Raw genomic sequence first — 24694 nt, forward strand, 5'->3', positions numbered from 1 at the left:
AAAATGCAGCACTGCTCATCAGAAGAGAGAGGTCTGAGAGTTTGGAGGCCGAAAGTCGTCAGCAATCTTGATGAACTCACTTGAAACCGGTCTGAGAAATTCGCGAAGCTCAACAACCGAAGAATCAACACGAAGCCACCGGACACATTCCTCCGGCCTCAAAATAACAGGCATGCGGTCGTGCACCGGAGCCATGATGTCATTAGCGGAAGTCGTCAGCATGACACAACTTTCAATCGTCTGAGTTCCGTCAGACCACGAGTCCCACATTCCGGCGAACATAAACTCCTCTTCCGTCGGCAGAAAAGTCACGCGTTGTTTGGTTCCTTTGATCCACTCATAGAACTCAACAGCAGGCATAATGCACCGTCTTTTCCGAAAGGCATCAGAGAACGAGCGCAAATCTTCGACTGTTTCAGACCGTGCATTTGTCAAAGGTCGCTCGGGCATTGACTTTGACCAGGCAGGTATCAGCCCCCATCTTAGCTCAGTCTGCTCAAGTCCCGATCCAGTTGACCGAATTACCGGGACTTTGTCGGTTGGCCTGACAATCCTTTTGGGACGGTCGTAGTCCAAATTCCGGGGTATTCCCAGCAAATCATGTACAAACGCGCTCCGGGAATAACCTATTGTACCATAAGCATTACACATTTCTATGTCCTCACACAAAAACACACGGGAAGAACCCGTGTGTCCATTGGTCGGGGCGACTGGATTTGAACCAGCGACCCCCACACCCCCAGTGTGGTGCGCTACCGGGCTGCGCCACGCCCCGACGTATTTAACAACTCGAGAATCTCGCGGAGTTCACTCTTGACCTCATCCAGAACACTTGTATTGTCTGCTCTTGCCGGAATATCGTCCAAACCGAGTTCAAGCTGCTTTCTTGCACCGGCAATCGTGAATTTCTTGTTATGCAGCAAGTCCTGGATTCTTGATAATAGCGCGAGATCGTTTTCCGTGTAAAGTCTGTTTCCGCCTCTGCCCTTCTTCGGATGCAATTGGGGGAACTCACTCTCCCAATACCGCAGTACATGTGCCGGCACTCCTGTCATCTCTGCTGCCTCACTTATTGAATAGTAAAGCCTCTTGAGCTGAGGTACTCGCGCGTCGCGCTTTTCAGACGGAATATTCATCAAGGAAAAAACATAAAGAATTCACGGGTCTTTTGCAAATTTCTCATCGGCCCGTACTGCCGAACCCTCCAGATCCGCGATGGCTATCTGTTAGTTCGATCTCGCTCCTCCATTCAACACGTTCTACTGAACTGATAACCAGCTGGGCGAATCTCTCTCCTCGTTCAATCACCACGGTTTCATTCGAACCGTTCATCAGGAGCACGAGCAATTCACCACGGTAATCTGAGTCAATTGTTCCCGGGGCATTTGGCATGAAACACCCGGTCCGACGGGCAAATCCTGATCGAAGCCTTACTTGCCCTTCATAACCGGCAGGTATCGCAATCTGAAATCCTGTCGGAAGTAATTTGCGGTCCCCAGGTGTCAAAGTGACACTCTCGCCGGCAAGGCAAAGATCCATTCCCGCGGCACCGGCCGTGGCATAACACGGCAAGTCATCAGGTGCGTGACTCAAGCGGACAATCGGAACTACCAGACTCAAGATTTCAGGACTTTCCGTCAGGTTCAAGAACATTTGTGACAATGTTCTTTTCGTCAAAAAGCAAATTAGCCATGGCCTGGACCTTGCGCGGAGTAACGGAATCGATTCGAGCGCTGATTTCATCAAGCGGAACATAACGTCCCTGATAGATCTCCATCCGCGCCAGTCGCATCATTCTGCTTGATGTATTCTCAAGCCCAAGCATCAGTCCGCCCTTATACTGAATCTTGATTTCCTCAATCTCTGCCTTCGAAAGCGGGCGGTCCTTCAAATCATGAAGTTCGTTCATGACCATTTCGCGGGCTCTGTCTACACGCTGCTTGTCCGTTGCAAGATAGATTCCATAATAACCGGTATCGGACAGTGAGTCGGCATAGGAATATACGGCGTAGGCAATACCGTGCTTTTCACGTATATTCTGAAAAAGTCGCGACGACATTCCACCGCCAAGTACCGTGTTGAGCATCGAAACCGCGATCCTGTCCTTAGACTTGTAGGGAATGCCACGGCCGCCCATCATCATATGTGCTTGCTGGATCGCCCTGCCTGCCCGCTCAAATCCGGGCTTGAGCGATTGCAACATCTGCGGCGAACGCTTTTGCTTTCTTCCTTTCAACGAAAGACTTCCCGAAACAAGTTTCTCAAGGTGAGAATGCTTCACGTTGCCGGCCGCCGCGACCACAATTCTGTGCGGACTGTAATGCTCCTTCACAAAACCTTGAATATCTTCACGCGAGAACGAGGAGACATTCTCAGGCGGACCAAGGATTGGCCTCGCCAGCGGATGGTCGCGATATACTTGGTTGATAAATTGCTCATGAACAACATCGTCGGGCATGTCTTCATGATCCCGAATCTCATCGAGAATAACTTGCTTTTCCTTCTCGATTTCCGCGGGGTCGTAGACGGAATTCTGCAGAATATCAGTTAAGATATCGACAGCGGTCGGGATTTGTTCGTCGAGAACGTGAACGTAGAAGCACGTCAGTTCCTTGCCTGTAAATGCATTGATATGACCACCGCCTCGCTCAATCGTCTTCGCGATATCCATCGCGCTGCGCGAGGCAGTACCCTTGAAAGCCATGTGCTCAATGAAGTGCGAGATTCCATTCAGTTTTTCACTTTCATGCCGAGATCCCACAGTCACCCAAATCCCAAGTGCTGCGGACCGGACACTTGGTATCTTTTCGCTCACCAGACGAACTCCGCTTGGAAATTCCGTCTTTAGAAATGTCGAGGCCTTTGTCAATTAATTTTCCTTGCTGTCATAGGAAGACTAGTCTTCGTCCTTCACCTTTTCGTGCCTGGGCTTCTTGTCCCCGCGGTGCTTATCACGCCCATGACCGCCGCTTCGCTCTTTACGCTCCCTGGGCTCCTCTTCAGGCATACCCTCAGGACGCGGAAGTAGCGCTTTGCGAGAAAGATCGAGTTTTCCTTCAGGCGTAATTTTTACCAGTTTGACGTTGACCGGATCTCCAACATTTAAATGGTCGGCAACCTTCGCCACACGGTGATGTTCGATTTCACTAATATGGAGAAGCCCTTCCCGGCCGGGGAGAATTTCAACGAATGCACCAAAATCCGTAATCTTGGTAACTCGCCCGTCATAAACCTTGCCAACTTCGGGATTCTCGGTCATACCACGTAGAATACCGAGTGCCTTCTCAACTTCTTCCGAACTCGGACCCGAAATGCAGATCTGGCCGGTGTCTTCGATATCAATTTGCGCGCCGCTGCGGGCAATGATGTCACGAATCGTACGCCCACCCGGTCCAATAATCAGTCCGATTTTGTCAGGATCAACAGTGAAAAAGGCAATTCGCGGTGCAAACGGCGAAATCATCGGACGTGGCTCTGCTATTGCCGCGCGCATTTTCCCAAGTATATGGTCGATTCCCTGACGTGCCTGACGAATCGCGGTCCGCATCAGATCAATCGAAATACCTGTGATCTTGATATCCATTTGGCAGGCGGTAATTCCCTGCTCATTGCCAGTGACTTTGAAGTCCATATCACCAAGATGATCCTCGTCACCGAGAATATCGGAGAGAATGGCGAATTCGCCATCCTCTTCAATTAAACCCATTGCAATGCCTGCAACCGGTGCCTTAAGCGGCACACCGCCCGCCATTAATGCCATGCAGCCGGCGCAAACAGTCGCCATAGACGAGCTTCCGTTGGATTCAAGAACCTCAGAAACAACACGAATAGTGTACGGGAAGTCATCCCATGCAGGAAGAACCGGCTGAATCGCGCGCCAAGCCAAGTTTCCATGTCCGACTTCACGCCGAGACTGTCCAAGAAATTTCCGTACTTCCCCTACGCTGAAGGGCGGGAAGTTGTAATGCAGCATGTAAGGCTTAAAGTAAACGCCGTCAATTCCGTCAACCTTTTGTTCGTCAAACTTTGCACCCAAGGTAATGGCACCGAGTGCTTGAGTTTGTCCACGTGTAAACAAAGAGCTGCCGTGCACACGCGGCAAGATGTCAACTTCACACGTAATCGGTCGAATGTCTGTGTGTCCACGTCCATCGAGCCTGACTTTATCTTTTACAGCGCGCCTGCGAACGATCAGATCAAAGCGTGCGTTCACCCATTCCTTGATCGTACCATCTTCCTCAGGGAATTCCTCATCCAATGCCGCAATTGCATCGGCCACAATTGCCTTCATGGCCTTCTTGCGCTCTTGCTTCTCGGCAATCTTACATAACTCGGCAACTCTACCTTCAAAGTCCCGAATCAATCTGTCTTCCAGCTCCTTGTTCTTTGCCGGAGGAGCAAATTCAGCCTTCGGCTTGCCTACTTTGCGGCGAAGCTCCTCTTGCAGGCCGACAATTTTCTTGATCTCGCTATGCGCGATTTCGATGGCCTTGAGGAAAGTGTCCTCGTCAACCAGCTTTGCAATTCCCTCAATCATCATGATTGACTCAGCAGTGCCAGAGACAACGACGTCAAGCTTAGACTCATCAAGCTGCTTGAAAGTCGGGTTGACGACAAACTCGCCTTCAACGTAGCCCATTCTCACCGAGCCTACCGGGCCAAGAAACGGCACCGACGAAATAGTTAGTGCGGCCGACGCAGCGATAGTGCCAAGCACATCCGGATCATGTTCACCGTCGGAGGAGAACACATTAATCATAATCTGCACTTCTTTGTTGAATCCTTCCGGAAACAACGGGCGAAGTGGCCTGTCAGTCAAACGCGCTGATAGAGTCTCCTTCTCGGAAGGACGCCCCTCTCGCTTAAAGAAACCTCCCGGGATTCGACCGACCGCGTACATCTTTTCGCGGTAGTCGACGGTAAGCGGCATAAAATCAAAGTCTGTCTCAGAATCGAGATTTGCACAAACCGTGGCAAGAACGGTTGTCTCCCCGTAAGTCAGCCAGATTGCTCCATCTGCCTGCTTTGCCATTCGGCCGGTTTCAAGTGTCAACGGCAATCCGCCGACTTCAAGTGTTTCGCGTGTCATTTGTTCCTCTTTCTCCTTCTCCTTCTCCCGATGTGATCTCGAAACACTTGTCAGCCGCGCAGGCCAAGTTGCTTAACGAGTTCGCGGTAACGGTTTACATCTTTCTTGTTCAAATACTTCAAGATCCTGCGGCGTTTTCCTACTAACAGTAGCAAACCGCGCCGTGAATGGTTGTCTTTCTTGTTGGTCTTAAGATGCTCGGTCAAATAGTTAATACGGTGCGTCAGAAGTGCAACCTGAACTTCCGGGCTTCCTGTATCATCTTTCGAGCGGCCGTACTGATCAATCAGCTGACGGCGGGGATTCACTGCTTCAGCCATGGTGTGTTGTCTGTTTATGTTTTGTTGTTGCTAAATTGCATTGGTAAGGGGAGCAAGTTTGTGCGGCTCCATAGAATACCCGTCTTCCGTGAGAATGCTGCGGATATCCTGGACATCCTGTTTCATTTGCGCGGAAAGGGCCTCTTCACCGCTAAACTTGATTTCGCCTCGTAGACGCTTGACAAATCTCAAAGTAACCAGTCGGTCATAGAGATCCGAATCAAAATCAAGAATATGTGCTTCGACTGAGTGCATTTGTCCGCCGAAAGTCGGATTGAAGCCGATTGATACAGCCGCTGGATATGCGTAACCGCCAGTTTCCGCAATCGCGGCGTAAATTCCATCTCGCGGAATGATCTTACCGGATCCGAATTCGGACAGATTTGCCGTGGGGCAGCCTAATCGCCTTCCCCTTCCAAAGCCTCTTACCACTCTGCCCGTCAATGAAAATTTTCTGCCAAGCATTTGATTTGCCAGCGGCAGATCACCCTCCATTATCAACCGGCGGATTGCGGTCGAAGATACAACCTGGTCATTCATGATCACCGGTGGTGCAATTTCCACCTGAAAGCCGTATTCCTTTCCAAGAGAAAGTAGGCTCTCGTGGTCACCTTCCCTGTCCTTGCCGAAAGTATGATCATAACCTGCGACGATTTGGACAGCGTTCCAGTTTTTAACAAAGAATTGCTCAACGAATTTTCGCGGAGTAAGATTCCGAATGGACTCCATGAACTCGATGATATATACATGTTCGATGCCCACGGTCTCAATCAGTTTCAGTCGCTCTTCAAGGCTGTACAGCATTGAGATATTGCGCTGGTCTCCGGCTAAGAAGGAACGCGGATGAGGATCAAATGTCACTGCCATTGGGACTGCACCGCGTTGCTGTGCGTTGTTCATAACGCGATTCAAAATCTGACGATGCCCCATGTGCAGTCCATCAAAGCTTCCAATCGTTACTACCGTTCCGGCAGACCGGATTGTACTGGACAAATCACCTTTGTGAACTTGCATTCTCTTTACCGCTGTCCTCTGAATTCCGGAACTCTAAGTGCATCCTCAATCCGCCACGCGTCTTCAACCTGATAGTCACCTATACTTGTCCTTCGCAGCTTGGCAAGGCTTCCTCCGCATCCAAGCAGTTCTCCAATGTCGCGGGCGATTGAGCGAATGTATGTACCTTTGCCGCAAGTCACCTCAATTGTAACAAATGGACAACTGAGTTCCACCACTGTGATTTCATGAATCTTCACAGGGCGAGGTTCAAGCGATAGTTCTTTGCCACTCCTGGCAATCTTGTAACTGCGTTCTCCGTTGACTTTAATCGCTGAGATTGCTGGTGGACGCTGAAGTATCTCGCCGCGAAAAGAACTCACAATGTTCCGGACAAGAACTTCATCCCAATTCACCGGTCTTTCACTTATGATATCACCGTCGAGATCATCCGTGCTTGTGGTCACGCCAAGCTTGACAACGCCTCGGTATTGCTTGCCAAGGTCCATGAATTCATCCGAAGATGATGTGCATTCTCCGAACAGTACAATCAGCAGTCCTGTTGCCATCGGGTCTAATGTACCGGCATGCCCCACTTTTCTCCAGCGGAGACCCGAACGAAGCTTGGCTACGACATCGAATGATGTCCATCCGGCCGGTTTGTCGACCGGAAGAATTATCCCGTTCAACTGTGTGCCAACTCCAGAGCTCTCAGCAAGCTCGGCAGCAGTCGTGCTTGAACAGAACGGAGTGTTCCGTACATTCTGAATCCGGCAGCGCGCTCATGACCTCCGCCGCCAAACATCTCTGCTATCGCAGAAACATTTACCCGGGATTTTGAACGAAGAGAAACCCGAATCTTGTCGTCTTTCATTTCAGACAAGAGCACGGCAACTTCTACGCCCTCAATAGCCCGGCCTAAATCGATTAGGTTGTCTGGATCTTCGACGACATAGTCACGTGATACAAACATCGTTGAAATCGCGCCGTTTCCGTGCAGCTCCAGAGTTGCGAGTATCTGTGCGGTCGATCTCAGGTCTTTTGCTGGAATAGAGTAGTAGAGGTGCTCTGTCAAGGCAGGCAGTGAGGCGCCGGCTTCTACGAGTCTTGCAGCAATTCGAAGTGAAGACGGAGATGTATTTGAATGTCTAAATCTGCCGGTATCTGTTAGAATTCCCGCCAGGAGATTCGTCGCCATGCTTGACGTCATCTTCAGTCCCATGGCTTCGAATAGCTGAAACAACAACTCGCCCGAAGCCGAGGATTCTACGTCAACAATATCAATTGTTCCGAATCGAGAATTCGATATGTGATGATCAATATTGGCAATCCTCGCTCCGTCTGCAACAAAGGACTCGACACAGCCGATTCGATCTCGATTTCCGGCATCTACGACAATCACGTCAGAAAATTTCTCTGCGCTCTTCATTTCTTTGGCCGTCAGAAGATGCTCTGACCCGCCAAGCACCCGGCATCGCACTGGACACTCATCCTCGAGAATACATGTGGGAGTGCCGCCGCACTGCAAGACTGCCTCTCTGATTGCCAACACCGAACCGATTGCATCAGGGTCAGGACGGACGTGCGAAGAAATTAAGACACGATTTGATTCAAAGAGCTGTCTCAACTGAGACATAACACTTGCTGAGAACTCCAAGTTTACAGGTCTCCGCTCCGGACTTGCTTCAGAAGTTCTTCGATGCGCGCCGCCTTGGCGGGCGTTTCATCGTATCTGAATTTGACGTCAGGATGATGCCGCATTACAAAGCGCTTCGCAATCGCGGTTCTAAACTTGCCTCTATTCTTATTCAGCAGCCGCTCAAGTGCCACTCCCGTCATCGATTGGCCGATTACACTGAAAAAGACCTCAGCGAGCGACAAGTCATCGGTCACTGAAACCCCCGTTACAGAAACAATCATGTCCGTCGGCACATCTACGATTTCCCGAATCATTCCGGGCATCTCCCGCTCAAGCTCAGCACCAAGCCTAAGTGGTCTTCGAGGACCGTCACTATTCTGCCTTAGCAAATTAGACATAGTATTCAACCGAAGGGCTTAATACGGACAGCCTGTCATCCTTCTCGAGTTCATTCAGAGAATTGCGAAGCGCTTGATCAACTCGCGTTTCCGACTCACCTACGCAAGCAATTGCCAAATTGCAAATCTGCCATGACTCAGTCGGCTCTTCGAAAATTGACAGATTAAATTTCGACTTCAGCCTTTCTTTCGCGGAACTGACAGCGCTGCGGCGTTCTTTAAGTGAGTGACTGTGCGGCAAGTGAAGCGTAACCCTCAACACCCCAACGCAGTATTTCATGCGACCGACTGTTCCAATGTCCGTTTGACTTCCGTGATTTGTATCACTTCGATGGAATCACCTTCCCGAACGTCATTCATTCCGTTGAGGAGAATTCCGCATTCATAACCCGCCTTGACCTCGCTTACATCGTTCTTGAAGCGCTTAAGCGAACCGATTGTTCCGGACCAGATTTGCTTTCCGTCACGAAGCAGCCGAATTTGACTCTGGCGCCTAATCGCGCCGGAAACGACAAAGCACCCCGCAATTGTCCCTGCAGAAGGCACATGGAAAGTCTGCCGCACTTCAATGAGACCAACAACGTCCTCGCGTTTGTCAGGTCTCAGCATTCCTTCAAGCGCCTCCTTGACGTTGCTTTCCATTTCGTAAATGATGCGGTACACTCGAATATCAACGCTTTCACGCATTGCAAATTCGCGTGCTTTCAGATTCGGATGCACGTGGAATCCAAGAATGATCGAACCGGTAGCAGCTGCAAGCAAAACGTCGCTTTCGCTGATTGCGCCGACACCTCTGTGAACGATTTTTACAGCCACTTCTTTTGTGCCAAGACGTTGTAGCTGATCACAAATTGCCTCTACTGAACCATCCGCATCGCCCTTAATAATTAACGGCAATTCACGAACTTCGCCTTCCCGAATTCTCTGAGATATCTGATCCAGGCTGAGCATTTTGATCTGCCTGAATGTCTGCTCGCGTTGCAACAGCTGGCGCCTCATTGCAATGTCCTTTACCTCGCGTTCGCTGTCAAAGGCTACAAATGAATCTCCAGCCTGCGGCGCGCCTGAGAATCCAACGACCTGCGCCGGCCTGCCCGGGCCGACATTGTCAATAGGACGATGATTTTCGTCGAGTAATGTCCGAACCTTACCATACTGTTGGCCGGCAACAAAATGATCTCCAACATTCAATGTGCCGTTCGTGACAACAACCGTCGCAACAACGCCGCGACCCTTGTCAATTCGCGTCTCAATGACAGTGGCACGGGCACGGCGCTTCGGATTTGCCTTTAGCTCAAGGATATCGGCAGCCAACAAAACTTCTTCAAGAAGAGCATCTATGCCTTGACCGAACTTCGCCGATATTTCCGCAGACTGAACCTTGCCTCCCCATTGCTCAACCAGAACATTGTGCTCAGCAAGCTGTTTTCTAATCTTCTCGGGATCCGCATTCGGTCGGTCTATCTTGTTGATGGCAACAATCACGGGAACATCGGCCGATTGCGCGTGACTCAGGGCCTCGAGCGTCTGAGGGCGAACCTGGTCGTCGGCGGAAATGACCAATATGACCAAATCCGTTACCTGTGCTCCACGTGCACGCATTGCTGTAAAAGCCTCATGACCGGGAGTATCCAGGAAGCTGATCGTACGTCCTTTATGAACGACTTCATACGCACCGATGTGCTGTGTGATGCCGCCGTGCTCTTCCGAAATCACTGAGGTTTTGCGTAAGTAATCAAGCAACGAAGTCTTGCCATGATCGACATGTCCCATTACAGTAACCACCGGCGGACGGGGAACGAGATCTTCGGGCGCATCCTGCTCATCTGAAAGATCCTGCTCAACTTCTTCCTCATCAGATACGAACTCGACTTGGAACCCGAATTCGTCCGCCATGAGTTCGATCAAGTCGCGCTCAAGTCTCTGATTAATCGTGACGAGTTTACCCATCAGGAAGAACTTCTTGATGACTTCTGAAACCTCGACATCCATCAAGTTCGCTAGTTCCTGTGTGGAGACGAACTCAGTCAGCTGCAGGACATTGTCATGCGTCTCCACCAGTTCGCCGGTCACTCGGTCACGGCGTTTTGCTTTTCGCTTGCCTGTGTCCATCGACGCCAAGGTATGGCGAATGGACGCTTCGACTTCAGCCTGATTGACTTCTTTCCGTTTTGTCTTGACTTTCCGTCGCGAACGGCTGTCGTCTACAAGCGGTCGCTTCGACTTTTCTTGCTTTTGAGCGGCAATAAGCTTTTTTTGCTTCTCTATCCGCTCGATGTCTGCTTTCGTCGGAGCACGGCGCTTTCGTGACTCCGCACTTTCATCTCTTGCAGGAGCCTGTGCTGCAACTGCCGCGTCCGGACGAGGAACTCTCGGTGCTGACGGCGCAGATCGGGGCCCGGCTGGTGCCCCTGGCCTTCCCCCAGTCGACGGCCTACCCGCCGCCGAATCTCTTTGCGGATGCGCAGTCTTCTTTTCAGACTTTGCATCTCCCTTTGCGCCTTTCGATTCAGCCTTTGCTTTGGCAGCTTCTGCTCTCGCCTGTCGACGGGCTTCATCTGCCGCTCGTTGCGCCTCAATTTCCTTGCGGCGCTTTGCAATCTCTTCTTGCTCTTTCTTCGCGCGCTCAGCGGCTTTTTCCTCCGCCTCACGCTTCAGTCGCTCTTCTTCAGCTTCTTTGGCTTTGGCCTCAGCTTCTGCGCGACTTTGCTCCTTCTCTTCCTCTGTCTTTCGCTCTTCTTCACGCTTTGCTTCTTCAGCCTCAACCTGCTTTATCAACGTCGAGGCGGAATCAAATGTTTGAGCCGCAGCAGTTTGCAGCAATTCCTCAAGCTGATCGGTTCGGGCGCGTTCAGACTCTACACGCAGCTGCTGAGCCTCCGTTTGAGTCTCAGTTACGTGCATCTGCTGCCAGCGCGAAGGATCGAATTTCTTAACCACCTCATCATACATCTCGTCCGTCATGGGGGACATATGCTTGGGCGATTTCGAAACATCGAATCCGCGATCTTCCAGGAACTCAACAATCGCGGGACTCGCGACGTTCAGCTCCTTGGCAACCTGATAGATCTTTTTCTGCTTGGCAGAGCTCAATAGACAGTATCCTTAACCTTCGATTTTTCTCTCGGTCTGCGGCGAATGAGCCGGATTGGACGTATCGTCACCGTCCTTTTTGTCGTCAACCGGCAGGTCTTCGTCCGTAACAAAGTACGTATTCAGAATGTTCATTATTTCCCGGACTCGGCCAAGTTCAAACTTGGTCGCTTCCATCACTTTCAAATCACCGGCATCCAGTATGTCATCGGCGGATTCAAATCCGGCCTCGATTAATCTGGACTTGGTTTCATCATCAAGTTCGCTCACTTCACTGATTGAAAGCGGTTCCGGTGCAAGGTACTCGGATTCCTTGATTGGTTCAATCGGAATACCGGTGAGTTCAGATGCAAGTCGCAGATTCTGACCTCGCTTTCCAATCGCGAACTGAATCTGGTCGTCTGGAACAACGACGGTCGCCGTATGGGATTCCTGATCGTACACTACAAGCAGCGGTGTAGCCGGAGACATCGCACGCTTTACATAGATTTCCGGATCGGCACTCCAGTGGATGATATCGATCTTCTCTCCGCCAAGCTCGCGAACGACCGCTTGAATACGAATTCCCTTCATACCGACGCACGCGCCGACCGGATCTATTCTTTTGTCGTGACTGCGAACCGCAATCTTGGTGCGATCGCCGGCCTCACGGGATACACCCATGATTTCGATGATATTGTCAAATATCTCCGGCACTTCCAATTCAAACAGTCGGGTTACGAAGCCCGGAGCAGATCTCGAAATAATGACTTCTGGGTCTTTGGTTGTTCGGCGGACCTCTTTGATGATCCCGCGAACGGATTTGCCGCGAACGTACTTTTCGTTGTACACCTGCTCGGATTTCGGCATGATCGCTTCATAACGATCCAAATGTACGCGAATTTCCTTGCGATTGATCTGGTGAATTTCGCCTGTCACGATTTCACCAATCCGTGAAGAGAATTCCGTGAAAATGTTCTCTTTTTCAATCTCACGGATCTTCTGCGTAAGGTTTTGTCTCGCAGTCATCACGAGCCTGCGGCCAAATTCCTCGATATTCACGAGTTCGGCATAGGTGTCGCCTATGTCGAGATCTTCGTCAATCTTCAGCGCACGGGACAACGGCATTTGAGTCACAGGATCAGTCACATCGTCATCGTCAACGATTTCCTTTTCACAGAAGATTTCGATATCGCCCTTGTCAATATTGAAAATCACGTCGAAATTTTCAGCATTGCCGTATTTCTTCTTGATCATTGCATGGAATACGCCTTCAATGATCTCACGAAACGCATCACGGTCAATACTTTTGTCCTGCAGAATCTGGCCGATAGCTTCAACAATCGGGGAATTCATCTCTTCAACTCCACTGGTGACTTGAATTCAGGCAACACGACTGCGGACAATACCTCTGATTGCCCAAATTGATGTACCTGTGACTCCGTTCGCAGGGTCAAGCCTGCTTGCTCGTCATATTCGGCCAGTCTGCCGCGAATCTCCTTGGGTCCCTTTGGCCCGGGAATTCGCACTTTCAACAGCCTGCCGATGTTCTTTTTAAATTGCCACGCTTCTCGAAGCGGGTAATCGAGTCCCGGCGAACTGACTTCAAGTCTGAAATCATCTGGCACAAGCTTCATTTCGATGATTAGATGCCGCAACTCACGGGTTAGCATGGCACACTCATCCACCGAAATACTGCCGGTCTCACGGTCACTCACAACTCGAAGCTGAGTCGTCCCGTTTCGAGTTATCTGGGAAAACTCAAGCAACTTGAATCCGTGCTCTGCAAGCAGTGCTCGTACGTGATCTTCTACTTTTTCCAATGCGCTGGTAAGGTGTAAATAACGAAAAAAGCGGGCGTTGGCCCACTTTTTTATGTTCACTCGACTACGAAGAGTATAGCAAAACTGGGCATCAAATGCAAGCCAACATGGAAATCAACGAAGCTGATCGGCCAAAGTCTTGGCCTTTTGGAATCCCTGTGATTCAGGGTAATCCCGAATGATTCTATCGAGCGCTTCAAGCGCCTTATCATTTTGATTTAACTTAACATAAAGTCTGGAAGCTTGGGTCAAAGCCTCTGGAGCGTATGCCGATTCTGGGTATTTGCCGGCCACTTCCATGTACTTCGATGCTGCTTCATCCAATCGCCCAGTAGCCTCCAAAGCGCTCGCCACACCGGCCATTGCTCCCTGCGCCGTTGCTTCGTCAGGTGAATAACTCTTCAAGCACGCTTCAAAATCCATCAAAGCGCCCGAATAATCTCCCTTATCAAACTTGATTCTGGCAAGATAATATTGCGCCTCAGCAGCTGTTTCGCCGCCATAGTTGGCCTGCACTTGCTGGAATTTGGCTTGAGCATCAGCGAGTTGCCTTTGGCCGTAAGCGGTCTTCGCCTGCATGAGTGCGAAACTCTCTTCGTCTGCGGAGCTGCCCATCCAACCTACAAGTGCCATTATTGCCACAATCGCGGCAACCAAGCCTCCAGCTGCCATCCACACGGTCTGCTTGTGAGTCTCATAGAAACTCTCGACCTTCACCGCAGTTTCGACTAAGGTATCGTGCTTCAGGTCTTCTTTAGTGAGGCGTCCGCCTCGTTCGGCTGTAACTTTAGCCATCTTAAATGTTTAGAAAGTGAAGTGCTGATCGTTTTTCGAGAGTTCAAAGTCCATCGTACCCCCGAGAGGACTCGAACCTCCGACGCAGAGTTTAGGAAACTCTCGCTCTATCCATCTGAGCTACGGGGGCAAGTACCCGCCAAACTTATCAATATAAGGTGCTTGCGATAAATTGTCAAGTCTTTCTAAGTAGCCGGGTCAGGAAAGATTTTGCCCGGGTTGAGTATACCTTTGGGGTCCAAAGCCGATTTGATGGCTTTCATACTCGAAATCGCCTGGTCCGACAATCCCAACCTCAGGTAATTCCTTTGGACCAGCCCTATCCCGTGCTCGCCACTTATTGTCCCGCCAAGTGATACAGTCAGTTCAAAAATCTCTGGAATCGCTTCCGAACAGCGTCTCTGCCATTCAGCATCATCGGTTTTGTCACGCAGTAGATTCACATGAATATTGCCGTCACCAGCATGTCCATAGCAAATCATCCGGACACGATGGCGGTCGCAAATTTCGTGGACTCCCCTTACCAACTGGGGCAGATTCGCGCGCGGAACAACCGTGTCCTCTTCCTTGTACGCGGAAATGGACTTCACCGCCTCCCCTGCCGCTCTCCGAATTGCCCAGAGCTCTGCCTGCTTTGCCGGACTCTCAGCGACGTCCACATCAAGAGCACCGTGCTCATACAGGACTTCCCCGATTACTTCCATTTCACGGTCCAGAGTTTCCTCATGATTCCCGTCAACTTCGATAAGCAGTGTCGCCGCCGCATTGGAGTGAGGAACGCTGTCATTCCGCTTTTCCTCAATGGCCTTCAGACAAGCTTGTTCCATGAATTCCAGGGCACAAGGAACAACACCTCTTTGCAGAATCACCGGTACAGCCGTTGCCGCGCTCTCCAGCGATGCAAACGGTGCCATCAGTGTGCGGCGAAACTTGGGCAACGGCAATAGTTTCAGAGTGACCCCTACTATGACTCCCAGCGTCCCTTCGCTCCCTACGAACAATTGCACCATGTTAAATCCGGTCACATCCTTCAGTCGTTTACCGCCGTACCTAACGAACTCGCCGTTCGCCAGCACTATATCCAAGCCAAATACATAATCCTTGGTCGTTCCGTATTTCAACGCACGCGGTCCTCCTGCGCCTTCGGCGACGTTTCCACCAATCGTACAGGAGCCTCTGCTGGCCGGATCTACAGGATAAAACAGACCTTCAGCTTCAACCGCTTCCTGCAGAACTTGAGTAATGACGCCCGGCTCAGTTCGAACAAAGAAATTGTCGCGGTCGATCTCAAGGATTCGATCCAACCTTTCGGTTGACAATACGATTCCGCCTTCTGAAGGCAATGCTCCGCCGGAAAGTCCTGTACCGCCACCGCGTGTGACGACCGGCACTCCATACTCGTGCGCGAATCGCACCGCTTTCTGAACTCCGGCAACACTTCGCGGCCGCACCACAACATCCGGCGCAAAGTACAGGTCTTCTGTTTCGTCTCTGCCGTACTTCTCGAAATTAAAGTCGCCCGCCAGCAGCAACTCGTCATCTCCCAAAATTCGGCGAAGTTCGTTCACAATCTTATTGTCCATTTGGAGCAATTCGAAAATCAGAGTGATGGCGTCCGCCCGATAACGGAAACGCTTGAACAGACTCGACATGTGAAAACGTCGGACCCTCTCGCATCGCATCGATTAGCATGTTGACCAAGTCGCTGTCGCCCTCAATCTCCGCTTCAACACGACCGTCTCTAAGATTTCTAACCCAACCCGTGACTCCAAGCGATACCGCCCGCTCCTGCACAAAGTAGCGAAACCCTACTCCTTGTACCAAACCGGTTACAATAACCCGAAATCGTACGAAATCTGTGCACATTATCGAATGGCACGCACCATGTATTGATGTGCGGGTCCGCCTGCGATCACACCGACGTCCGTGTAAGTCGTCGAAGTAGTACTTCCAAGGAAAGCAAAATCGCTTCCGTCACCAACCGAACCTCGATAGACGTCGTAGTGATCGATTACAGTCGGATTGTTATTGACATCCTGTGTAATCGCATCCCACCTGAGCAGAACGTCATTTTCGGAGATTGCAATCGTCAAATCATCAATTGCTTGTGGGTTAGCCGGTACAGTGAAAACCGCCTGAAAGACAATTGGCCCGGCTTGTCCGGCAGGCGGATGAAATCCTGTATTAAAGAAACCGGAGTTGTCCACCGCTTCCAAGTAGTAACGGATAATCGTGGTCGAACTGATTTCCGGTATCGTAAACGAATACACGTTTCCTACGTTTCCGTCCGACGGCACCTCTTGCCATGCTCCCGCACCGAAGCGATAGTGCAGCGAAGCGAAGAGCACGCCATTATCGTCATTGATAGTCGCGTTCACCGGGAATGGTCCGTTGAAATTCGTCGGGGACGGCCACACCGTTACGTTGCTAAACGTCGGAGACAAATTGTCATTGATCCAATTGAATGACAGGTAACTTGTCGGTGCATTGCTCGGATTAGTCGCGGTGTTTTGATTTGACGCGTTTTCGCGCGCCCAGATATAATAGCGCACTTCCTGAATGGGTGAACCAGTGAGCGAAGGTATCTGGAACGTATAAACACTTCCGTTAACTTCCGTCGGAGCTGCACTTGTATAAGCTCCGCCGTTCGTGGAATAGTAGATCAGCGCAGATTCGATTCCGCTTTCATCATTGATCGTGGCAAACACATTGTATGGCCCGGGGCTTGGCGTATCCGGCAAATCCGTAACGCCAGAAATACTTGGCGGAAGCAAGTCTCCGCCAAGATTAGTGTCATTCATTCGGAAGAATCCCGAAGCCGTGTTAAACAACCAGTTACTTTCACCTTCAACGGAGAGAATGGCGACAACGCTTCCAATTCCCGGCACTATCCACTCGTATGTCCTGTATAGATCGTCTACTAGTGGAATCCCCAAATACTCGGCATAGCTTGTTTGCAATGTTCTCATCACAAGACATGGCATTGGCCCGCCAAACGGCGTTGTTACACTTCCCCACCCTACGATTTCACTGGTGCGAGTCTCTTGAATCGGTACACCAAGCGCGTCTTCTCCCCACGTCCAGCTTGAGCTCCAACTCGTCCCGTAGGTCATGGGATAATGGTAAATATTCCATTGAGGTGCATCATAAGGATACACCGTTCCGCCTTGCGCAAATCCGCGCGCCCATGTTCCTGCCGCAGATTCATCACTGTACAGCCACTGCGTGCTTCCGCCTTGAGTTTGATACTCCACGTACGAAGTCTGTGCAGGCGCGGGAGCCGGTGCATCGGCCGTCGCTCGGAGTTCACTTGATGCTGTCGAGGTTGTTGGTCCGGTCGTAAAATCCCACACACCGTTTACTTGTGCTGGATTGATGATGCCCATGTTTACCGCGACATTCGAGGACGTATTGTAATAGTCCCAGAAGTTTCCAATCTGATCCGAACCGTAAGGCCAATTCGTCGCATCAATCGTAACCTGACCAAACACTACCGAAACAGAAACCAACACGATTGCAAGAATCTTCATCATATACCTCCGGTTGCTTATTCACCCCGGTCATTTCGAGGGGCAAGGGGGTCAATCAATCAGGCTATTCTCAGTACAAAGTCACTCGCGTTAGCGCAATTGGTCCAGCGTCACGCTGGCTATGGCTTCAATCTCGATATCATCCGTGGGAACGGGATCGTCTCTCGTACATGCGGCAAACCGCACATCCACGCCACAGTCCGTTCAAGACCAAGGCCGAATCCCGAATGAGGCACCGTCCCATACTTCCGCAAGTCAAGGAACCAATTGAAGTCCTCGACATTCAACCCGTGTTCCTTGATTCTCTCCACCAGAGTTTCGTAGTCATCTTCTCGTTGACCGCCGCCGACGACCTCTCCCTTGCCTTCAGGAGCCAGTACATCAAACCCTAAGGCCAGTTTCGGGTTCTGTGAATCACGTTTCATGTAGAAGGCTTTCAATTCCGCAGGAAAATGATAGAGAATGGTCGGGCGTTCGTGCTGATTAGAAATCGTCGTTTCCTCATCACCACCGATATCACCACCCCATTCAATGTCATGACCGCTTTTCTTCAGTACGTCAATCGCATCCGTATAACTAAGTCTGGGGAACGGTTTCTGAATTTTCTCAAGGACGCCCGGATCACGCTCGATGGTCTTAAGCTCCTCCATACGTGTCTCAAGTACTCGCTGGGCAACAAAACAGATCATGTCCTCTGCGAGCTCCGCGGCTCCCCACATATCCATGTAGGCGACCTCGGGCTCAATCATCCAGAATTCTGTCAAGTGACGTCGCGTCTTGGACTTCTCCGCTCGGAACGTCGGTCCGAACGTATATATCTTGCCGAGCGCCATCGCTCCGCATTCTCCGTATAATTGACCGGATTGCGACAGATATGCCTTTTCTCCAAAGTAATCCGTCTCAAACAGCGTGGACGTGCCCTCACAGGCGGCATTCGTGAATATCGGAGGATCGAACAAAGTGAAACCGCGTCCGTCGAAGAAATCCCGAATTGCCTTCACAATGGCGTGACGAATACGCATGATGGCCACCTGGCGCTTGCTTCGAAGCCACAAGTGGCGGTTATCCATCAGGAATGCCGTCCCATGCTCTTTAGGTGAAATTGGAAACTCTCCCATCGCCGCATGAACCGGGATAACCTGCTTCAAAACTAACTCGTATCCTCCTGGCGCGCGCGGTTCGGCCTTCACGGTTCCAACGACCATCAGCGAAGATTCCTGTCCAAGGGAATCAACTGCGGCAAAACCCTCATCTCCGATGTCATGGATGGAGCCGACGCACTGAATCAAGCCAGTGCCGTCGCGCAGCATAACAAAGCGAATCTTGCCCGACGAGCGCTTATTGTACAGCCACCCTTTTAGCAAAACATCCTTTCCGTCATACTTCGCAATGTCTTCCAAATAAACATGTGGCGCAGATGGCGTCACCATATTCACCTCGCTCTTAGTCTTCTTCTTTAAGTTGTCGTTCCATCAATCCTCTTACGGCATCCTTTGCCGAGAGTCGTCCTTCGAGCACTGCACAGACACCTTCTGTAATCGGTACACTGACATTATGTTTGCGTCCGAGTTCCAACGCCGCTCGTGCCGTCCAAACTCCTTCCGCTACCTGCCCCGTTCGGCGCAGCGCTTCCTCGAGTGTCGCCCCGCGTCCGATATACTCGCCGACTTGACGGTTTCGGCTTCGCGGCGAGATGCAAGTTGTCACCAGATCTCCCATACCGGACAGGCCTGCGAATGTCTTTCGCTCCCCGCCGACAGCGCTTCCCAGTCTCGAAAGCTCGGCAAGTCCGCGTGTGACTAAAGTGCCCTTTGTGTTCGCGCCGAACTCCATGCCGTCCACCATCCCGGCCGCTAGCGCAATGACGTTCTTCATTGCGCCGGCAAACTCGACTCCGATCACGTCGCTTGAACGGTAAAGTCTCAATCGATCCGATGAGAGAACCCGTTGCATGGCGCTGCTTGTTTCCTCGCTCGCACTGGCAATCACCGCCGAAGTGGGCATTCCCATCGCCACCTCGCCTGCCAAAGTCGGACCGGAAAGGGCCGCATACTTCATCGGCTCAAAATCTGGCATCGTTTCCATCAAAATTTCGTGTTCCAGTTTGCCGGTTGATGATTCAATCCCCTTTGCCGTACCAACGCAGTAAGCGTCAGGAAACAAATGTCCCTGAGCCTTGACAAACTCGCGCACGAATTGCAGCGGAATCACAAGCAGATATACTTCAGCGCTGTCCAATGCGGCTTCGAGATCATTCGTTGCTTCAACGGTGTCAGGCAGAATGCCCTCAGGAAGAAAGCGGGTATTCCTTCCGGTTGCCTTTATGTTGTAGACAATCTCCGGTTCGCGCGCCCACAACCGCACGTTATTGCCCAAACCACCGGCATGTATTGCCAGCGCCGTCCCCCAGCTCCCGGCTCCCAGTATTGCTATCTTCATCAGAAGAACCTCGGCTCCTTGCCGAGAAACAACCGTGCAAGATTCTGACGGTGAGTGTACATCAGAAAAATGGCGATGATGATCCCGCCGATTAGAATCACAGTATCGACACCATCATGAATTTTCCACATCAGCACCGGAAATGCAATCGCCGCCAGCACGGATGCCGGTGAAACTCGCCTTGAAACGACAAATACTATTGCCCATACCCCCAGTGAAAACAGCAGCGCCAGCGGATCGATCGCCGCCATCGCACCTGCCGCGGTTGCCACGCCTTTGCCGCCCTTGAAATTCGCATATGGAGTGAAGACATGTCCCATGACTGCCGAGCACGCCATTAAGACCTGAGCGCTTGCCGCACTGTCTCGAAACAGCAAAGGTGCAAGCCAATACACGGGCGCAAATCCCTTGAACGCGTCCAGCAGAAGCACGACGATACCCCACTTCTTGCCCAAGACTCGCGAGACATTTGTTGCTCCCGAACTCCCCGACCCCTCTTCACGCGGGTCCTTTCCTGCCACCAAGCGCGAAATCCAGATTCCTGTCGGTATCCCGCCGATGACATAGCCAATAAGTGCCGCAAGATACGAACTCACACCACGCGCCCTATCGTGAAAATCTTCTCGCCTGATCTCGCGAAGTGCGCATGAAACTCTTCCACGGAATCTTTTGCCACAATCAGCACCAACCCGATGCCGCAATTGAACACGCGCCGCATCTCTTCATCTTCCACACTCCCCCACTCCTGAATCCTTCTGAAGAGTTCAGGCAACTCCCAAGCATTCCAATCTACTTCGAGCTCCAGTCCCTCACGCAGCACACGTTCAGTATTTTCGACCAATCCTCCGCCCGTTATGTGCGACATCGCATGTAAACTCGGATGTGCAAGCAGCGACTCCATCTCATTCCAGTAACACCGATGCGGAGTCAAAACCGCATCCACAAACGGAGTTCCACTTGAGAGCTTCACCGCTCGAATCTCACCCGATTCAATTCTCGATTCAATTACTTTGCGAATGAGCGAGTAGCCGTTCGTATGTGGACCGCTTGAGGAAATTCCAAGTAAGACATCCCCCCTTTGCACTCTTGAACCGTCGAAGATTCTGTCCCGCCTCACCGTCCCCACGATAGTCCCGGCCAAGTCAAAATGACCTTCCGCGTAAAGCCCCGGCATCTCGGCCGTTTCTCCGCCAATCAACGCGACACCATGCGCTTTGCAGCCTCGCGCCAGACTCTCAGCCAGAACTCCTGCAACTTCCGGCTCCAACTTTCCAAAAGCAAGATAGTCGAGAAAGAAAATGGGCTTCGCACCACAAACCAGAATATCATTAATGGAATGGTGAACCAAGTCCTCACCTAATCCTCCGATACCTCCCAGTTGTGCGGCAAGTAGAACCTTCGTTCCCACTCCGTCTGTTGAGGCAACGAGAACCTGTCCGTCAGGGGCTCCATCCAGCGCATAGAACCCGCCAAACAACCCAATACCCCTGACGACATTGGCAGTATGTGTGGACTTGGCGGCCTGTGCGATCAACTTCTTTGCCGCCGAGGCACGGTCGAGATTGACACCAGATGTGGCGTAAGTCGAGGACAAATTTTGCTCCTAACACTCAGAAAAACAAGACGTACCTAACCTACAAACAAATAGGCCGCACCACAGGTGCGGCCCACCATGAAGGGTGCCGAGAGCCGGAATCGAACCGGCACGGGGGGTAACCCCCGGCAGATTTTGAGTCTGCTGCGTCTACCAGTTCCGCCACCCCGGCAGGGGGAAAAAATACCACCAGCAAAGCGGAGCTTAGTAATCGTGGGGGGCCAATTACTATAGCAGTCACGCAAATAGCTGGTGGAAAGCGGCTAAAACCGTAAGTTGGAATATAAAGACTTAGCGGATAATATGCAAGTAGTTCCCTCTCTGCCCTCCGGGAGAATTAGGGTGAAAATGCCAAGCACCCCCAACTTCCTCCAGCGCATTCACAATGGGGTAAAGCTTGTCATCCCGTAGGGACCTACCCAAGCACCACGAAAATCCTATGCGCAATCCACGATGTAAAGCATATTGTCATCCTGGAAGGATCTCGTCAAGCACCACGCAAATCGAAAAATCATACTTCCGACGGCCTCCGGCCGTCTTCGCTCTGATCTCCCCCCAAAATCTGCCGCAGTTTTGGGGGGATTAAGGGGGGCCTCTGCCTTTCCTCTTTCCTTTTTCCTTTTTCCTCTTTCCTATTTCCTCTTTCCTTTTTCCTCTTTCCTATTTTAGCAGCACCACCTTCACCAACTCACTCTGCTCCCCACTCACTGCCCTCAAAAAATAAACCCCGCTCGAGAGCCCCGCAGGCGCAGCATAAGAAATCGTACTCGAAGCCAATCGCCCCCGATAAACCACATCCACCTCTCTCCCCAACAAATCATACAGCGACAACATCACTTCTTGATGTAACGGGACATCAAGCGAAATGGAGAGTGTGCTGTTGAAGGGGTTGGGGAAGGCCGACACATCAAATATGTCCGGCACTCCAATAGGCATGTCATCGGCTTCCACTTGCATCGCTTGCCCGGCAAGGACGACGACTCGCCCCCGATAGCCGTCAAAGTCTGTGTTAAATGCCCCTAAGGCCACATCATCAAAGCCGTCACCATTGATATCCCCCACACCTGCAGCATATCGAATCCCAATCAAATCATAGGGCATTGTACGGCCACGGATTGTCCAGACCGGGAATTCGTTTAACCATTGATAACCTAAATAGAGTCGCCCAGTTCCCCATTGCCAGTTTGGCGCAACCGTAAGCAGATCATTAATCCCGTCATTGTTTACATCACCGGCGCCGGCTATCTCAGGGCCATAGTTGCGCGCCTCATCCAACCGACCGGGTTCACCGCTGAGATTGAAATCAGGTATTGAAGCAAGTGTATCTCCTCCCAGAAATACATGATATTGTCCCGGCCAACCATCGTCACCAAACAAGATCAGATCATCCTTACCATCGCCATTCAAATCGGGGACGATATCTACATGGACATGCTGCTGGCCCGAGATGAATATCTCCTGTTCAGGTATTGTATCAGGTACCGAACTGCCATGGTAGATGTAAAGCCACATACTCCCGCCCGGATACGTTGTCGTGATGAAATCATCTATTCCATCCCCGTTCAAATCACCATAGGTATCGGGAGCTGCCTTTCCGATCTCGTTCGGCGGACTGTGCATTGCCAAGTCTGGAATTGTGTCGAATGGCAGTCCCCCAAAAAATATTTCTGTAGAATCCCCACCCCCGAAAATACCGTCATAGCGATACAAATCCCAATACCCATCTCCGTTGAAATCTCCAATGGTCCTTTTTGAAGTTTCAGTGTCCCTGCGTTGTCCATTCCAAATTACATCGGGTATGGTATCCATATCCGGACCGCCGAAATAGATCTTGACATTACCTGAGAACATCACATCTACAAATCCATCCCCATTAAAATCCAACGTCCGGATGTCTCCAGTCCAGATTCCGTCAGGCGGTGTGTCAATTCGCATGTATGGCTCTGTGCTGGGCGGATTCCCTCCAAGAAAGAAATCCAACCACACGCCCTCGTCTGTCCCCTGCGGCCCCACGCCAAAAGCCTGCACGGCAAAGTCATCAAACCCATCCAAGTTCTGGTCTCCCAGCGGCAAAATCTCACGCCCATAGCGCGAGCTATCCCCTTCGCCATCCCGCTCCCAGATAATCTGCTGGGCATGTGAAGATGAACACGCCCCCAACAACAAAACCGCGAACCCCACCCGCTTCAAGAGATTGAATACAGATAGAATTCGCGTGTCCATCCTCGCCTCCGTGCTTGGTCGCCCGACTTGTTATGCAAGTCCTGTAAACAAGATAGCGTTTGCCCCTGGGATTGTCAAGAAAACAGCGCCTCATTCCCCGTAAGCATCCCCGCCCCCGCACGTTGTCCCCCTTTCTAATTTCTCATTTCTTATTTTTGTTTTCCTCCCTCCCCAATACCTCTCTTTTGGCCACTTTTTTCCTAATTTGAAGCTGAACATATGTTTATTAAGTTCAATAAAATAGAAATAACTGTTGACAACATGTATTTATAGTATTATATTATGGTCAAACACCGATATGAAAAAGCCGGACTCCCGCCCGGCCAATCAAAACCTCTATTTGAAGGAGCTACCTTCTCAAGAAGAAGCCTACCTGTGCCGTTGCAACCGTATCACCCCCTGAAATCGCGTAACCGAATATCGCGTCCTTGGCCACCGTCGTATCATCGCAAATATACTTCGGACAAGGATTCGATCCGCACGGATGTGCCAGCGTGTCCGATTGCGGAATAACAAGATGATCATCCATGAACCCGATTCCGGACTCCGTTCTGAATAGCACCGTGTCATTGACCGCCATGCCGCTGCCTTGAAACAGCCGGACAACTACCGCGTTGTCAATATTATAACGGAGCGTATCGTTCGCCCGAATCTCCAGCCGGAAATTCCCCGGATTGGGGTCGTCAGGCCCGGTAATCTTCTTGTCTTTGCAGGCAGAGGTCATCAGCAGAATGGCGGCACAAAGTGTCAACCAAAGATATGTCGCGCGACCGCTCATA

Annotated in this window: 23 protein-coding genes, 3 tRNA genes and 3 pseudogenes; all 29 read right to left on the bottom strand. The window is 51.1% G+C overall.

Features of this window, described 5'->3' with window-relative positions; translation table 11 throughout:
* Positions 1–18: 18 nt before the first annotated feature.
* The 29 genes and pseudogenes from HUU59_02100 to HUU59_02240 all read right to left on the bottom strand — a co-directional run bounded on the left by HUU59_02100 (position 19) and on the right by HUU59_02240 (position 24693).
* Positions 19–651, bottom strand: a complete 633-nt coding sequence (locus HUU59_02100; protein ID NUO18228.1) for an SOS response-associated peptidase — start codon at positions 649–651, stop codon at positions 19–21.
* A 47-nt stretch (positions 652–698) separates the two neighbouring features.
* A tRNA-Pro gene (locus HUU59_02105) sits at positions 699–775 on the bottom strand.
* A complete protein-coding gene (locus HUU59_02110; protein NUO18229.1) occupies positions 753–1136 on the bottom strand; it encodes a MerR family transcriptional regulator in 384 nt (127 codons plus the stop codon). The genes HUU59_02105 and HUU59_02110 overlap by 23 nt, the downstream gene beginning before the upstream one ends.
* Positions 1137–1179: 43 nt before the next feature.
* Complete coding sequence (gene dut, locus HUU59_02115) at positions 1180–1653, bottom strand: dUTP diphosphatase (GenBank protein ID NUO18230.1); 474 nt, start codon at positions 1651–1653, stop codon at positions 1180–1182.
* Positions 1625–2815: an insulinase family protein gene (locus HUU59_02120; GenBank protein ID NUO18231.1), complete on the bottom strand. Its 1191-nt coding sequence runs from the start codon at positions 2813–2815 to the stop codon at positions 1625–1627. The genes dut and HUU59_02120 overlap by 29 nt, the downstream gene beginning before the upstream one ends.
* 81 nt (positions 2816–2896) lie before the next feature.
* Positions 2897–5089 carry a polyribonucleotide nucleotidyltransferase gene (locus HUU59_02125; GenBank protein NUO18232.1) on the bottom strand — a complete coding sequence of 731 codons (2193 nt, stop codon included), beginning with the start codon at positions 5087–5089 and terminating at the stop codon, positions 2897–2899.
* 50 nt (positions 5090–5139) lie between these two features.
* Positions 5140–5409, bottom strand: coding sequence for a 30S ribosomal protein S15 (gene rpsO, locus HUU59_02130; GenBank protein ID NUO18233.1), 270 nt, complete (start codon positions 5407–5409; stop codon positions 5140–5142).
* Positions 5410–5439: 30 nt separating this feature from the next.
* Positions 5440–6402 (bottom strand): bifunctional riboflavin kinase/FAD synthetase, encoded by a 963-nt coding sequence (locus HUU59_02135; protein ID NUO18234.1) that lies wholly within the window; start codon positions 6400–6402, stop codon positions 5440–5442.
* A gap of 26 nt (positions 6403–6428) precedes the next feature.
* Complete coding sequence (gene truB, locus HUU59_02140; protein NUO18235.1) at positions 6429–7091, bottom strand: tRNA pseudouridine(55) synthase TruB; 663 nt, start codon at positions 7089–7091, stop codon at positions 6429–6431.
* Positions 7088–8038: a bifunctional oligoribonuclease/PAP phosphatase NrnA gene (locus HUU59_02145; protein NUO18236.1), complete on the bottom strand. Its 951-nt coding sequence runs from the start codon at positions 8036–8038 to the stop codon at positions 7088–7090. The genes truB and HUU59_02145 overlap by 4 nt, the downstream gene beginning before the upstream one ends.
* A 23-nt stretch (positions 8039–8061) precedes the next feature.
* The gene (gene rbfA / locus HUU59_02150) at positions 8062–8439 is read right to left on the bottom strand and encodes a 30S ribosome-binding factor RbfA (GenBank protein ID NUO18237.1); all 378 of its coding nucleotides are present in this window, start codon (positions 8437–8439) and stop codon (positions 8062–8064) included.
* Positions 8432–8719: a DUF503 domain-containing protein gene (locus tag HUU59_02155; GenBank protein NUO18238.1), complete on the bottom strand. Its 288-nt coding sequence runs from the start codon at positions 8717–8719 to the stop codon at positions 8432–8434. The genes rbfA and HUU59_02155 overlap by 8 nt, the downstream gene beginning before the upstream one ends.
* A complete protein-coding gene (infB, locus tag HUU59_02160; GenBank protein NUO18239.1) occupies positions 8716–11532 on the bottom strand; it encodes a translation initiation factor IF-2 in 2817 nt (938 codons plus the stop codon). Before infB ends, HUU59_02155 begins: the two co-directional genes overlap by 4 nt.
* A 12-nt stretch (positions 11533–11544) precedes the next feature.
* Positions 11545–12867 (bottom strand): transcription termination factor NusA, encoded by a 1323-nt coding sequence (gene nusA / locus HUU59_02165; protein NUO18240.1) that lies wholly within the window; start codon positions 12865–12867, stop codon positions 11545–11547.
* Positions 12864–13334: a hypothetical protein gene (locus HUU59_02170; GenBank protein NUO18241.1), complete on the bottom strand. Its 471-nt coding sequence runs from the start codon at positions 13332–13334 to the stop codon at positions 12864–12866. Before HUU59_02170 ends, nusA begins: the two co-directional genes overlap by 4 nt.
* Positions 13335–13448: 114 nt before the next feature.
* Positions 13449–14129, bottom strand: coding sequence for a tetratricopeptide repeat protein (locus HUU59_02175; protein NUO18242.1), 681 nt, complete (start codon positions 14127–14129; stop codon positions 13449–13451).
* Positions 14130–14185: 56 nt separating this feature from the next.
* Positions 14186–14259, bottom strand: a tRNA-Arg gene (locus tag HUU59_02180).
* 55 nt (positions 14260–14314) lie between these two features.
* The gene (locus HUU59_02185) at positions 14315–15712 is read right to left on the bottom strand and encodes an FAD-binding protein (GenBank protein ID NUO18243.1); all 1398 of its coding nucleotides are present in this window, start codon (positions 15710–15712) and stop codon (positions 14315–14317) included.
* The gene (locus HUU59_02190; protein NUO18244.1) at positions 15702–15995 is read right to left on the bottom strand and encodes an acylphosphatase; all 294 of its coding nucleotides are present in this window, start codon (positions 15993–15995) and stop codon (positions 15702–15704) included. Before HUU59_02190 ends, HUU59_02185 begins: the two co-directional genes overlap by 11 nt.
* Positions 15995–17659, bottom strand: a complete 1665-nt coding sequence (locus HUU59_02195) for a hypothetical protein (GenBank protein NUO18245.1) — start codon at positions 17657–17659, stop codon at positions 15995–15997. The genes HUU59_02190 and HUU59_02195 overlap by 1 nt, the downstream gene beginning before the upstream one ends.
* A 119-nt stretch (positions 17660–17778) precedes the next feature.
* Positions 17779–19089, bottom strand: a complete 1311-nt coding sequence (gene asnS / locus HUU59_02200; GenBank protein ID NUO18246.1) for an asparagine--tRNA ligase — start codon at positions 19087–19089, stop codon at positions 17779–17781.
* 13 nt (positions 19090–19102) lie between these two features.
* Complete coding sequence (locus HUU59_02205; GenBank protein ID NUO18247.1) at positions 19103–20098, bottom strand: NAD(P)-dependent glycerol-3-phosphate dehydrogenase; 996 nt, start codon at positions 20096–20098, stop codon at positions 19103–19105.
* Positions 20098–20694 carry a glycerol-3-phosphate 1-O-acyltransferase PlsY gene (plsY, locus tag HUU59_02210; GenBank protein ID NUO18248.1) on the bottom strand — a complete coding sequence of 199 codons (597 nt, stop codon included), beginning with the start codon at positions 20692–20694 and terminating at the stop codon, positions 20098–20100. The genes HUU59_02205 and plsY overlap by 1 nt, the downstream gene beginning before the upstream one ends.
* Positions 20691–21692: a phosphoribosylformylglycinamidine cyclo-ligase gene (locus HUU59_02215; protein ID NUO18249.1), complete on the bottom strand. Its 1002-nt coding sequence runs from the start codon at positions 21690–21692 to the stop codon at positions 20691–20693. The genes plsY and HUU59_02215 overlap by 4 nt, the downstream gene beginning before the upstream one ends.
* An 86-nt stretch (positions 21693–21778) precedes the next feature.
* Positions 21779–21864 (bottom strand) — tRNA-Leu (locus HUU59_02220).
* A gap of 500 nt (positions 21865–22364) precedes the next feature.
* Positions 22365–22649: pseudogene (locus tag HUU59_02225) on the bottom strand (T9SS type A sorting domain-containing protein).
* Between the two features lie 12 nt (positions 22650–22661).
* Positions 22662–22793, bottom strand: a pseudogene (locus tag HUU59_02230) (FG-GAP repeat protein).
* A gap of 276 nt (positions 22794–23069) precedes the next feature.
* Positions 23070–23915, bottom strand: a pseudogene (locus HUU59_02235) (VCBS repeat-containing protein).
* 349 nt (positions 23916–24264) lie between these two features.
* Positions 24265–24693, bottom strand: a complete 429-nt coding sequence (locus tag HUU59_02240) for a hypothetical protein (protein ID NUO18250.1) — start codon at positions 24691–24693, stop codon at positions 24265–24267.
* Position 24694 lies beyond the last annotated feature (1 nt).

This window comes from bacterium, assembly GCA_013360195.1.
Classification (GTDB): domain Bacteria; phylum Electryoneota; class RPQS01; order RPQS01; family RPQS01; genus JABWCQ01.